Source organism: Spiroplasma endosymbiont of Apeira syringaria, from assembly GCF_964020205.1.
Classification (GTDB): domain Bacteria; phylum Bacillota_I; class Bacilli_A; order Mycoplasmatales; family VBWQ01; genus Spiroplasma_E; species Spiroplasma_E ixodetis_A.
The window spans coordinates 865,415-879,396 of record NZ_OZ026543.1; the positions used below are offsets into that span (position 1 = coordinate 865,415).

The following is a 13,982-nucleotide window of genomic DNA, read 5'->3' on the forward strand; positions in this document are numbered from 1 at the left end:
AAAATAATTATTTTATTATTGAGGTAATTTTATATCTTCATAAATGGGAAATTTATTTAAAAGTATATCAACTTTTTTTATTAATTCATGTAAACCATCATCATTAATACCCTTAGGTAATTTTCAAGCACTAATAATAATCTTTCCTAATTCAATAAACTGCTCTTCTTTAAAACCTCTCGTTGTCATTGCTGGACTACCAAAACGAACACCACTAGTAATAACAGCTGGTAAAGGATCAAAGGGAACACCATTCTTATTAGCAACAATATTAATCTTTTCTAAAATATCAACAGCTTCTTTACCATTTAAACCGTTAATATTAGTAACATTAACAGTTAATAAATGATTATCAGTTCCACCCGCCACTACATGAAATTTTGCATCAAGAAAAGTTTTTGCTAATGCTTGCGCATTTTTAATTACTTGCATTTGATAAGTTTTAAATTCTGGTGTTAATGCTTCATAAAAAGCTTGTGCTTTTGCTGCAATAATATGTTCCAATGGTCCACCTTGATTACCAGGAAATACCGCAGTATCAATTTTCTTTTTTAATTCTTCAGTGCAAAGAATAGCACCACCACGTGGTCCTCTTAATGTTTTATGAGTTGTTGTTGTTGTAATATCAGCATAACAAATAGGATTTTGATGTAATCCAGCAGCAATTAATCCAGCAATATGCGCCATATCAACCATTAAATATGCTCCAACAGTATCAACAATTTTACGAAACTTTGATCAATCAATAAGTCTTGAATAAGCACTAGCTCCTGCTACAATAATTTTTGGTTTACATTCTTTAGCAATTTTTAAAATTTCATCATAATCTAAATATTCATCCTTTTTACTTACACCATAATTAACACCGTGATAAATTTTACCAGAAAAATTAATTTTATAACCATGAGTTAAATGACCACCAGCATCAAGTTCCATACCAAGAATAGTATCACCTGGACGTAATATAGCAGCATATGCTTCAGCATTAGCTTGACTACCAGAATGAGGTTGTACATTAGCATGAAAATTACCTTTTTTACATTGACCTGGTTTATGACTACAATTAAATAATTGTTTAAAACGCTCTATTGCCAAATTTTCAATTTTATCAACATTTTCGCAACCATTATAATATCTTCTGCCCGGATAACCTTCTGCATACTTATTAGTTAATATTGTTCCAGCGAGTGTAAGTACAGCTGGTGATACATAGTTTTCTGAAGCTATTAATTCAATATGATTTTGTTGACGTTGTCATTCATCTTTCACAATTTTTTTTAATTCTGGGTCAAGACCTTTATTAAAAGATTTATCCATTTTTAAACATCCTCTCTTTAATAATTTAAGGCTTTTCTCCCTTTATGTACTATTTTAATTTTATCACATAAATGCTGAGAAAAGCCTATCTACGGACTTCTCCCCACATTTTTAAATCAAACATAGAATTACAGTTTCAAAACTAGGTATCTTGTTGAATTTATATGCAGCTTCTTTAGCATATAAATGAACATGATGTTTTGCAACTTTGATATGTGTTTTAAATGTTCTTCTTATATGTTTTCAAACTGATTCAATTTGGTTGGTATTTACACCAATTTTTGAAACATAGCCATCTTGATGGTTAACTGTTTCATGCTTAGTGAAAACTGATTTAAAATCGCAATATCCTTTTCAAGAATCAGTATATACAAGACATTTTGAAGAAATGTGGTTTTTTGCAAACTGCAAAAGATTTTTACTCTTTGCGTTTTTCAATACTTTCACAATTAAATTATTGGTTGTTTTTTGATAAATGCCAACAATCAAGTTTTTATTCACCAAGGATCTTCCTTGTTTTTTAAAACCCATATGTGAAAGATACATTTCATCAATTTGCACTGTACCTTCAACAATAAATTGAGGTTTTTGTTTTGCAATACGTGTTCTGATTTTATGAGTCATTCTTCAAGCAGTTTTCAAAGTCACTCCCAATTCTTTTGCAATATCTGTTGATGGAATTCCATGTTTGGTGTTTATTCATCTAAAGATAAGATAAAACCAAGATGTTAAAGATGTTTGTGACCTTGAAAATATGGTGCCTGTGAGAATGCTAAATGTTTGATTACATTTTAAACATCTCATTCTTTTTAAATCAGAAGTATTCAAATTAAAATTAAAACACCTAATACATTTGTTTTCTTTCAAATTTGCTATATATGCAAGACATTGCTGTTCAGTTTGAAAAGCATTTTTGAATTCATTCAGTTTCATTATTCCCTCCACAAGTACATGTGGGGAGAAGTCCGTAATTTAATAGTAAAATTATTTTAGTTTTGCAACTCTTAATTGATGTCTTTTTTCATCACTTGTTTTAGTATTTAAAAATAATTTCACAAGTTCTACTGCTTTATAATCAGAAATAATTCTAGCACCTAGTCCTAAAACATTAGCGTCATTATGAAGTCTTGCCAATCTTACTGTTTCTTCCTCATAGCAAAGAGCACAACGAACACCATTAATACGATTGGTAGCAATGCTAATACCAATACCAGTACCACAAATTACAATACAAAAATCTGCTTTTTTACTAACAATAGCATTTGCAACATTAAAACCAAAATTAGGATAATCAACAGGTTCACTGCTATTTGTTCCTAAATCTAAAATTTGATAGCCTTCTGTATGTAAAAATTTAATAATTGGTTGTTTAAATTCATAAGCGGTATGATCATTACCAATAGCAATTACTAAACCATTAGTTTTCAACTTTATCACTTCCTTAGTTTAAATATTAGTTTTATTATACCTATTAATTTTAAAATTAATATATTTTCTTTTTAAAATAATTTTGGCTTTTCTCAGCATTTATGTGATAAAACTAAAATAGTACATAAAGGGAGAAAAGCCTAAATTTATTTGAAAAAGGTCAATATTATGAATTAATTCATTTTTTACAATCATTAACCTTACAATATAAAAAATTAAAAATTGGTTATTTTATTAATGCAAAAGATGGTGTATTAAACCAAGCATTAGTTGAAAATATTGGTTGCTTTACTGAAACTAATATTAAACAAATTTTAAAGCATATGATTGGTGATAGAACTTATAATATTGATATGTATACAAAAATGGTTAATTTTAAATGATATCAAATAAATACAGCCATCCAGTTATTATAAATTAAGGCTTTTCTCCCTTTATGTACTATTTTAGTTTTATCACATAAATGCTGAGAAAAGCCTATCTACGGACTTCTCCCCACATTTTTAAATCAAACATAGAATTACATTTTCAAAACTAGGTATCTTTTTGAATTTATATGCAGCTTCTTTAGCATATAAATGAACATGATGTTTTGCAACTTTGATATGTGTTTTAAATGTTCTTCTTATATGTTTTCAAACTGATTCAATTTGGTTAGTATTTACACCAATTTTTGAAACATAGCCATCTTGATGGTTAACTGTTTCATGCTTAGTGAAAACTGATTTAAAATCGCAATATCCTTTTCAAGAATCAGTATATACAAGACATTTTGAAGAAATGTGGTTTTTTGCAAACTGCAAAAGATTTTTACTCTTTGCGTTTTTCAATACTTTCACAATTAAATTATTGGTTGTTTTTTGATAAATGCCAACAATCAAGGTTTTATTCACCAAGGATCTTCCTTGTTTTTTAAAACCCATATGTGAAAGATAGATTTCATCAATTTGCACTGTACCTTCAACAATAAATTGATGTTTTTGTTTTGCAATACGTGTTCTGATTTTATGAGTCATTCTTCAAGCAGTTTTCAAAGTCACTCCCAATTCTTTTGCAATATCTGTTGATGGAATTCCATGTTTGGTGTTTATTCATCTAAAGATAAGATAAAACCAAGATGTTAAAGATGTTTGTGACCTTGAAAATATGGTGCCTGTGAGAATGCTAAATGTTTGATTACATTTTAAACATCTCATTCTTTTTAAATCAGAATTATTCAAATTAAAATTAAAACACCTAATACATTTGTTTTCTTTCAAATTTGCTATATATGCAAGACATTGCTGTTCAGTTTGAAAAGCATTGTTGAATTCATTCAGTTTCATTATTCCCTCCACAAGTACATGTGGGGAGAAGTCCGTAAATTAAAATTAAAATTTTAAAATAAATGAAAAATAAAATAAAACTTATTAAAGATGCTTTAATAAGAATTTTTGTGTTATAAAAGTAAGTATTATTGTTGACTAATATTTTTCAAGTGTTAAGATTAACATACAATTGCATATTGAAGTCAAAATTATTCTCGTCTAACTTTATAATTTTAAGACAAATTTGAATATTATTGACAACATCGGTACGCTCCCTATTAATATAATAAAAATAGAATTTGAGTATGTAATTAATTTGTAGAGGCTTTTTAATAATCTGTGTATCTTTGTTTTACAAAGTTACTAATTTAGATTAATTCTGTCTTCAAATTTTATCATAAAATGAGCAATTGCTGTATTTCGATTTTGAATAGGCAATGTTCATTTTTTTGTTATATTTTCAATTGCCAAGTAAAATATTTTGAAAACTGCCATATCATTAGGAAAAACTTTTTTATTTCTGATGATTTTTCGTAATTGACTATTAACAGATTCAATAGCATTTGTAGTATAAATCACTCTTTTGATTTCTACTGGATAACTAATAAAAACCATTAAATTATCTCAATTTTTATATCAAGATTTAGTAATTTGAGGATATTGTTTATTTCATTTACTTTCAAACGATTCTAAAGCTTGCATTGCTTGTTCTTCACTACATGCACTATAAATTGGTTTTAAATCTGCAACTAGACCTTTTCGATGTTTGTATGAAACATATTTTAAACTATTTCTAATTTGATGAACAATGCATAATTGATGTTCTGTTTTAGGATAAACTGATTGTATTGCTTCTGACATGCCTGTTAAATTATCACTACAAGCAATAAGAATATCATTTAAGCCACGATTTTTCATTTCTGTGAAATTAGATAATCAAAACTTAGAACCTTCATTTTCACTAATTCATAATCCTAAAACATCTTTTTTGCCTTCTAAATCAACTCCTAATGCTATATAAACTGATTTGTTAATAATCCGTTTATCTTGTCGTACTTTAACTACTATACAATCAAAATAAACAATAGGATAAATACTTTCTAATGGTCGATTTTGTCATGCTTTAACATCATCAATAACATCATCAGTAATTTGACTAATAACACTTTCACTAATATCAGCACCATGATATAACTCTTGCAACTGCATTCTAATGTCAGATAATGTCATTTCTTTTGCATACAAGGAAAGAACTTGTTGATCAAAACCATCAAATCTTCTTTGCCTTTTAGGAACTATTACAGGAGTAAAATTACTATTGCGATCTCTTGGTACATCAATTTCAATTTTACCTTGTTGAGTTATTAATTTTTTTGAACTTGTACCATTACGAGCATTTTCAGTAGTACTATGTTGATTTTTTTCATATCCTAAATAATTTTGCATTTCAGAATTCAACATTTTTTCAACTAATCTTTTTGTTAATTCTTTATATAAACCGCCAGGTTTAAAAACTGTTGTTAAATCTTCAGTATTTTCTAGTAATAAATCTACTGCTTTTGATATTGGATCATTATTATTAAAGTTATCTTTTTTAGCCATCTGTAACTCACTCTTTCTATTCATTTAATTATATTTACTAGAATTAATTAAACATAGTTATTTTTGTAAGTTACACAGATTACTAAACATTTCCTAATAATCTTAAAGCAGTTTTTGGTCCAATATTACTAATATTAAGTAAGTGAATAAAAAAGGTTTTTATTGGTTTTGATACAAAACCAAAAAATTGTTCATAAGTTGGTTTTTGATGAAAATAAACATAAATTTTTACTTTAATATTTAATGGTAATGTTTGTAAATTAACACCTTCAATAATATATCCATGATCATTACATTCAAAAATAATTTTATTTTCATAAAATTCTTTAATAATACCTAAAAATATTCATCCATAACTTATTCCTCCTTTTCTATTCTTACTATTAATTAGATGAAAAAGAAAAATAAACCTTTTTATTTTTTAAAATTATGTTCAATTGAAAGCACATCATCATCATTTTCAATTGTTTCTAACAATATATCAATTAATTTAATTTGTTGTTGATCAGTAATGGTAATCAATTCATGGGGAATATTAACAATTTCATTACTAATAAAATCATTAATATTATTTTTTTCTAATAAATTAGTTACAGCATTTAACTGTTTAGGATTAACTTCAATATCAATAATATCTTCATTTTTTTCAATATTAAAAATTTCAAAATCAATTATTAACTCCAATATTTCTTCAACTGATAATAAACTTGAAAATTGAATTACCCCCGTTGTTTGAAATAAATATTGAACAGAATTAGTAGCAGCTAAATGACCACCCAATTTATTAAAATAACTTCGAATATTACTTGCAGTTCGATTTTTATTATCAGTTAAACAATGAATAATTATGGCAATATTACTTGGTCCATATCCTTCATAAGTGACTGCTTCATAATTAGTTGTTTCATTTTTATTACTAGCTTTATTAATAGCACGATTAATATTATCCTTTGGCATATTTATACGTCGTGCTTTTTCTAACATTAATTTTAATCGTGGATTATTTTCAACATTTGCACCACCTAATTTAACAGCAACATAAATTTCTCTTGATAATTTTTGAAAAATTTTACCACGTTTGTTATCTTGGGCATCTTTACGATGTTTAATATTTGCATATTGTGAATGTCCAGCCATATTCTCATTCCTTTATTTTTTTCTTGTTCATTTTGGAGCTTGCGGTACAGGTATTCTTTTGTGTGCACTATTCTGATGCATAAATTCAATTTTATTAATTACTGATGATGGTATTAATGATTTATTTCCTAGTAAATATTGATCTAATTGTTCATACTTAAATTGCATTTCCATTTCATCGGTTTGTCCATCTCATAAACCAGCAGTTGGCTTACGAATAATGATCTCTTCATTAACTTTTAATATCTTTGCTGCAGCAAAAACATCTTTTTTTAACAAATGAATAATTGGTAATAAATCAACACCACCATCACCATATTTAGTAAAATAACCAATGTGTCATTCGTCACTATTATCTGTTCCTACAACTAAATAATTATGATTTTGTGCATATGCATAAAGAGTATTCATTCTTAATCTAGCTTTTAAATTTCCTAAAATTAATTTTGATTTTTCTATATTAATTTCAGTTTCTAATGTTTTTTTAAAACTTAAAAAAACATTATTTAAATTAACTACTTTGGCATTTAATTTATGAATATTAACTAAATTATTTGCATATTCTAAATCAATATCTGGTGAAAAACAAGGCATAATTAATGCTAAATGATCATTAGGAAAAGCTTTTTTAATCAATAATGCTACTACTGCCGAGTCAACACCACCACTTAAACCAACAATTAAACCTTTGGCATTTGCTTTTTTTACTTCACTTTGTAAAAATTTAATAATTTCATCTAAATATTGTTCTAAATTCATAATTATTCACTCTCTTTTATTTCTTCAGACATTTCAAAAATATTGTTATAATGTCCAGCAATTTTATTATGGGTTTTATCTAAAGTTTCAATGGCTTTATTAGTTGTATCAAAACCAGACTTAACTTTTTCTCATCTATCAACCCAACGATCAAAATCATCTTTGAATAAACGTAATTTTTTTGCCATTTTTTCTAAATTTTTATTGAAATCAATGTCTTTACGATTTTTATCAACTGTAAATAAAACAGCAGATAAAGTAGTAGGAGAGGTAATTCAAACACGTTTCTTAAAAGCATATTCAACAATATCATCAGCAAATTGTGCGTAAATAAAAGCAAATATTTCTTCAGAAGGAATAAACATTACTGCGCTAGAAATCTTATTTTTAATATTAATATATTTTCCAACTTCATCAATTCGTTTACGAATATCATTACGAAAATCTTTTAAATAATTTTCTTTAACTTTAATATCTTCACTTACTAAATACCTTTGATAGTTATCAATTGAAAACTTTGAATCAATAGCAATTCCTTCTTTTTCAGAATCTGTTTTTACATAGGCATCAACAACTTTGCCATCAATTGTTTTATATTGTCGTTCTCATAATTTTTGATTTGAACCCAACATATTAGTCAAAATTTTTTCTAAAACAAATTCACCAACATTACCACGTTTTTTAGTATTAATAAAAACTTCTTGTAAACTTTGAATATTATCATTAATTTTTCCTAAAACAGTTGATGATTCTTGTAACTTTGCTAAATCTTTAATAACATCTACTACTTGTCTTTGAATGACATCAGCATTGCGTTTATAATCATCTTCTTTTTTATCTAAATTTTTTTGAAAATTATCAATATTACTCATTAAATTAATTAATTTTTCGGTTTTATCACGATCTGAACCATTTCATGATATTTTAAAATCATTTAATTGTTCTTTTAAAGTTTCTACTTGCATTTTTAAAAAATCTTGTGCAATTGGGTCACTAGTAACATTCTGACTTTTTTTAATTTGCATATAAATTATTAAGCCACCAATACTACTAATAATTAAAATAACTACCAATAAACTAATTACTATTTCCATTTCCTATTTTCCTTTGCCCTTTTTTATTCTTCTTATCAAATCATATCATAATTAAAAATCTTAACATGATCACCTTTTTTTATTCCTTGCTTTCTTAATTCATCATAAATTCCTAAATCTTGTAATTTAATTTTAAATAATAAAATATTATGATAATTATTTAAAGGATTTTTTTGATATATTACTTCAACGGTTTTACCAGAAATAGTTCATTGATTACTTGCAATTTTAGTAATAAAAACTTGTGGAACTTCTTCTTTATTAATATATTCATAAAGAATATGTTCTTCATTATTTTCATCATTATTAACTTGATGCAGTTGTTCTTTTTCAACAGCTTTAGCAATATCTTTAATTAATATATCCAAACTAATATGTTTCATAGCAGAAATTGCAATTATTGGTAATTTAATTTGTTCTTTTAATTTCTCTAAATTAGTTTCTGCATCTGGTAAATCAATTTTATTTGCAACAATTAAATGCGGTTTTTTTGTCAAATCTTTATTATAACTTTCTAATTCACTCATAATTAATTGATAATTTAAAAAATGATCTTGAGTCTTATCACTAATATCAATCATATGTACTAAAACTTGACAACGTTCAATATGACGCAAAAATTGTAAACCTAATCCTTTTCCTAAACTAGCTCCCGCTATTAATCCAGGCAAATCCGCCATAACAAAATTATTATTTTTATCAACTCTAACAACACCTAAATGCGGATTAAGAGTAGTAAAAGGATAATCAGCAACTGCTGGAGTTGAAGCAGAAATAGCTCCTAATAATGTTGATTTACCGGCGTTAGGCAACCCAACTAATCCGGCATTAGCCAATAATTTCAACTCACAAATTATTTCAAAATGTTGTCCAGGCATTCCTTTTTCACATATTTTAGGTACTCGATTTATTGCCGAAGCAAAACGAGCATTTCCTCGTCCACCAAGACCACCGGTAGCAATTATTATTTCTTGTTTATCTTTAATAATATCACCAAGAATATTTTGAGTTTTGTTATCTCTAATAATGGTACCCAATGGAACTTTTACATAAGTATTGGTTCCTTTACGTCCATGCATATTTTTGGGTGCACCATTTTTACCATCTTCAGCAGTTATCTCTTTATTTTTACGTAAGTCTAATAGAGTATTCATACCCGAATCACCAATAAAGATAATATTACCGCCTCTTCCTCCATCTCCACCAGATGGACCACCTTTGGCTACATAAAGTTCACGACGAAAAGCAACAACACCATCACCACCTTTGCCAGCAGTAACTTTTAATTTTGTTACATCTATAAAACGCATTTCTTACTCCTTTTTTATATTAATAATAACTCTTATTATATAGTGTTAACATTTTTGTGTAAAATACTATTTTATTTTTCATATAATTTTAGTATACAGATATTATTGTTAAAAAAATAATAATTTACTATATCTAGTTAATATTTTTTGTAAACCATTTTTGCTTTATGAAAATTAAAAAAACATTTTTTTAATGTTAAATATCATTTAAGTTATTTTCATATATGAAAAATTATATGGCTTTTCTCCCTTTATGTACTATTTTAATTTTATCACATAAATGCTGAGAAAAGCCTATCTACGGACTTCTCCCCACATTTTTAAATCAAACATAGAATTACAGTTTAAAAACTAGGTATCTTGTTGAATTTATATGCAGCTTCTTTAGCATATAAATGAACATGATGTTTTGCAACTTTGATATGTGTTTTAAATGTTCTTCTTATATGTTTTCAAACTGATTCAATTTGGTTGGTATTTACACCAATTTTTGAAACATAGCCATCTTGATGGTTAACTGTTTCATGCTTAGTGAAAAATGATTTAAAATCGCAATATCCTTTTCAAGAATCAGTATATACAAGACATTTTGAAGAAATGTGGTTTTTTGCAAACTGCAAAAGATTTTTACTCTTTGCGTTTTTCAATACTTTCACAATTAAATTATTGGTTGTTTTTTGATAAATGCCAACAATCAAGGTTTTATTCACCAAGGATCTTCCTTGTTTTTTAAAACCCATATGTGAAAGATACATTTCATCAATTTGCACTGTACCTTCAACAATAAATTGAGGTTTTTGTTTTGCAATACGTGTTCTGATTTTATGAGTCATTCTTCAAGCAGTTTTCAAAGTCACTCCTAATTCTTTTGCAATATCTGTTGATGGAATTCAATGTTTGGTGTTTATTCATCTAAAGATAAGATAAAACCAAGATGTTAAAGATGTTTGTGACCTTGAAAATATGGTGCCTGTGAGAATGCTAAATGTTTGATTACATTTTAAACATCTCATTCTTTTTAAATCAGAAGTATTCAAATTAAAATTAAAACACCTAATACATTTGTTTTCTTTCAAATTTGCTATATATGCAAGACATTGCTGTTCAGTTTGAAAAGCATTTTTGAATTCATTCAGTTTCATTATTCCCTCCACAAGTACATGTGGGGAGAAGTCCGAATTATATATTAAAATAAAACTTATAGGTGTTTTTATTAATTTGTTTAAAATCAAATAAATAGTTTTTTTATTTAGTTTTATCTTTGAAAAAATATATTGGATATTGTTTTTTTCACATATAAACTTTATTTGAGATTTATTTAAAGTAATTTAAAAAAATAAATGAAAATTTAATTAAAAATATTTTAATAAATCTCAATTATTAAAAATAAATATTTATATTTAAAAAGGGGTACTTTAAAAATGATAAATGATAAAGATAAAAATATAGTAAAAAAATCTGATGTTGATAGTTGATGAGGTATTACCACTAGCAATAAATGTGATAAAAAAATTGAGAAATTAAATAAAAAATTACAAGAAACATGTAATAAATTAGACGAAATAAGCAATCTTTATACAAAATCAGTAAAAGAAAACAAAAATTTTGAATATAAAGTTAAAGAACTAAAAGAAGAATTAAAAAAAATTCAAGATAAAAATACAAAATTAGAAACAGAATTAAATGATTCAAAAAACAATAAAAAAGAATTAGAAACACAATTAAAACAATTTCAAGACAGTAAAGAAAAACTAGAAACAGAACTTAAAGATTATAAGGATAATAATGAAAATTTAGAAGAAGAACTAAAAGCAACTCAAGATAAAAATACAAAATTAGAAACAAACTTAAAAGAAGCAACAGAAAGTATTGAACATTTACAAGAAATAATCCAAGATTATATGGATAATAGAGAAAAAGGAAATGTTTAGTAATCTGTGTAACTTACAAAAATAACTATGTTTAATTAATTCTAGTAAATATAATTAAATGACTAGAAAGAGTGAGTTACAGATGGCTAAAAAAGATAACTTTAATAATAATGATCAAATATCAAAAGCAGTAGATTTATTACTAGAAAATACTGAAGATTTAACAACAGTTTTTAAACCTGGCGTTTTATATAAAGAATTAACAAAAAGATTAGTTGAAAAAATGTTGAATTCTGAAATGCAAAATTATTTAGGATATGAAAAAAATCAAAATAGTACTACTGAAAATGCTCGTAATGGTACAAGTTCAAAAAAATTAATAACTCAACAAGGTAAAATTGAAATTGATGTACCAAGAGATCGCAATAGTAATTTTACTCCTGTAATAGTTCCTAAAAGGCAAAGAAGATTTGATGGTTTTGATCAACAAGTTCTTTCCTTGTATGCAAAAGGAATGACATTATCTGACATTAGAATGCAGTTGCAAGAGTTATATCATGGTGCTGATATTAGTGAAAGTGTTATTAGTCAAATTACTGATGATGTTATTGATGATGTTAAAGCATGACAAAATCGACCATTAGAAAGTATTTATCCTATTGTTTATTTTGATTGTATAGTAGTTAAAGTACGACAAGATAAACGGATTATTAACAAATCAGTTTATATAGCATTAGGAGTTGATTTAGAAGGCAAAAAAGATGTTTTAGGATTATGAATTAGTGAAAATGAAGGTTCTAAGTTTTGATTATCTAATTTCACAGAAATGAAAAATCGTGGCTTAAATGATATTCTTATTGCTTGTAGTGATAATTTAACAGGCATGTCAGAAGCAATACAATCAGTTTATCCTAAAACAGAACATCAATTATGCATTGTTCATCAAATTAGAAATAGTTTAAAATATGTTTCATACAAACATCGAAAAGGTCTAGTTGCAGATTTAAAACCAATTTATAGTGCATGTAGTGAAGAACAAGCAATGCAAGCTTTAGAATCGTTTGAAAGTAAATGAAATAAACAATATCCTCAAATTACTAAATCTTGATATAAAAATTGAGATAATTTAATGGTTTTTATTAGTTATCCAGTAGAAATCAAAAGAGTGATTTATACTACAAATGCTATTGAATCTGTTAATAGTCAATTACGAAAAATCATCAGAAATAAAAAAATTTTTCCTAATGATATGGCAGTTTTCAAAATATTTTACTTGGCAATTGAAAATATAACAAAAAAATGAACATTGCCTATTCAAAATTGAAATACAGCAATTGCTCATTTTATGATAAAATTTGAAGACAGAATTAATCTAAATTAGTAACTTTGTAAAACAAAGATACACAGATTATTAAAAAGCCTCTGGAATTCCATCAACAGATATTGCAAAAGAATTGGGAGTGACTTTGAAAACTGCTTGAAGAATGACTCATAAAATCAGAACACGTATTGCAAAACAAAAACCTAAATTTATTGTTGAAGGTACAGTGCAAATTGATGAAATGTATCTTTCACATATGGGTTTTAAAAAACAAGGAAGATCCTTGGTGAATAAAACCTTGATTGTTGGCATTTATCAAAAAACAACCAATAATTTAATTGTGAAAGTATTGAAAAACGCAAAGAGTAAAAATCTTTTGCAGTTTGCAAAAAACCACATTTCTTCAAAATGTCTTGTATATACTGATTCTTGAAAAGGATATTGCGATTTTAAATCATTTTTCACTAAGCATGAAACAGTTAACCATCAAGATGGCTATGTTTCAAAAATTGTTGTAAATACCAACCAAATTGAATCAGTTTGAAAACATATAAGAAGAACATTTAAAACACATATCAAAGTTGCAAAACATCATGTTCATTTATATGCTAAAGAAGCTGCATATAAATTCAACAAGATACCTAGTTTTGAAACTGTAATTCTATGTTTGATTTAAAAATGTGGGGAGAAGTCCGTAGATAGGCTTTTCTCAGCATTTATGTGATAAAATTAAAATATTACATAAAGGGAGAAAAGCCAAAATAAAAATATTAAGTGTTTTAAAATATTTACTATTTTTTTAATTACAATATACTATTAAAATTTATAGTAGTTAT

Annotated in this window: 13 protein-coding genes; 3 read left to right on the forward strand and 10 right to left on the reverse strand. The window is 26.2% G+C overall.

Translation table 4 applies throughout. The annotated features are described in order from the left end of the window. Window positions 1-15 precede the first annotated feature (15 nt). From glyA to AACL02_RS05395, 10 genes are all read right to left on the reverse strand, one after another. Window positions 16-1,317, reverse strand: coding sequence for a serine hydroxymethyltransferase (gene glyA, locus AACL02_RS05350; RefSeq protein ID WP_339043250.1), 1,302 nt, complete (start codon window positions 1,315-1,317; stop codon window positions 16-18). Between the two features lie 111 nt (window positions 1,318-1,428). Further along, the gene (locus AACL02_RS05355; RefSeq protein WP_339043437.1) at window positions 1,429-2,121 is read right to left on the reverse strand and encodes an IS1595 family transposase; all 693 of its coding nucleotides are present in this window, start codon (window positions 2,119-2,121) and stop codon (window positions 1,429-1,431) included. A 180-nt stretch (window positions 2,122-2,301) separates the two neighbouring features. Continuing rightward, a complete protein-coding gene (gene rpiB / locus AACL02_RS05360; protein ID WP_339043252.1) occupies window positions 2,302-2,745 on the reverse strand; it encodes a ribose 5-phosphate isomerase B in 444 nt (147 codons plus the stop codon). A 503-nt stretch (window positions 2,746-3,248) separates the two neighbouring features. Further along, window positions 3,249-3,941, reverse strand: coding sequence for an IS1595 family transposase (locus AACL02_RS05365; RefSeq protein WP_339043608.1), 693 nt, complete (start codon window positions 3,939-3,941; stop codon window positions 3,249-3,251). 474 nt (window positions 3,942-4,415) lie between these two features. Further along, window positions 4,416-5,654: an IS256 family transposase gene (locus AACL02_RS05370; RefSeq protein ID WP_339043610.1), complete on the reverse strand. Its 1,239-nt coding sequence runs from the start codon at window positions 5,652-5,654 to the stop codon at window positions 4,416-4,418. A gap of 414 nt (window positions 5,655-6,068) precedes the next feature. After that, window positions 6,069-6,791, reverse strand: a complete 723-nt coding sequence (locus AACL02_RS05375; RefSeq protein ID WP_338975273.1) for a YebC/PmpR family DNA-binding transcriptional regulator — start codon at window positions 6,789-6,791, stop codon at window positions 6,069-6,071. A 12-nt stretch (window positions 6,792-6,803) separates the two neighbouring features. Continuing rightward, window positions 6,804-7,550 carry an NAD(+) synthase gene (gene nadE, locus AACL02_RS05380; RefSeq protein WP_338977649.1) on the reverse strand — a complete coding sequence of 249 codons (747 nt, stop codon included), beginning with the start codon at window positions 7,548-7,550 and terminating at the stop codon, window positions 6,804-6,806. 2 nt (window positions 7,551-7,552) lie between these two features. Beyond that, on the reverse strand, window positions 7,553-8,644 hold the full coding sequence (locus AACL02_RS05385; RefSeq protein ID WP_338974852.1) for a DNA recombination protein RmuC: 1,092 nt from the start codon (window positions 8,642-8,644) through the stop codon (window positions 7,553-7,555). 32 nt (window positions 8,645-8,676) lie between these two features. Then, window positions 8,677-9,954 (reverse strand): GTPase ObgE, encoded by a 1,278-nt coding sequence (gene obgE / locus AACL02_RS05390; RefSeq protein WP_339043255.1) that lies wholly within the window; start codon window positions 9,952-9,954, stop codon window positions 8,677-8,679. A 344-nt stretch (window positions 9,955-10,298) separates the two neighbouring features. Then, window positions 10,299-11,090, reverse strand: a complete 792-nt coding sequence (locus AACL02_RS05395) for an IS1595 family transposase (protein ID WP_339043612.1) — start codon at window positions 11,088-11,090, stop codon at window positions 10,299-10,301. A gap of 285 nt (window positions 11,091-11,375) precedes the next feature. Between AACL02_RS05395 and AACL02_RS05400 the strand changes: the two genes are divergently transcribed. The 3 genes from AACL02_RS05400 to AACL02_RS05410 all read left to right on the forward strand — a co-directional run bounded on the left by AACL02_RS05400 (window position 11,376) and on the right by AACL02_RS05410 (window position 13,822). Then, window positions 11,376-11,885 (forward strand): hypothetical protein, encoded by a 510-nt coding sequence (locus AACL02_RS05400; RefSeq protein WP_339043257.1) that lies wholly within the window; start codon window positions 11,376-11,378, stop codon window positions 11,883-11,885. Window positions 11,886-11,967: 82 nt separating this feature from the next. After that, window positions 11,968-13,206 (forward strand): IS256 family transposase, encoded by a 1,239-nt coding sequence (locus tag AACL02_RS05405; protein WP_339043614.1) that lies wholly within the window; start codon window positions 11,968-11,970, stop codon window positions 13,204-13,206. 79 nt (window positions 13,207-13,285) lie between these two features. Then, window positions 13,286-13,822, forward strand: a complete 537-nt coding sequence (locus AACL02_RS05410; protein WP_339043259.1) for an IS1595 family transposase — start codon at window positions 13,286-13,288, stop codon at window positions 13,820-13,822. Window positions 13,823-13,982: the final 160 nt, after the last annotated feature.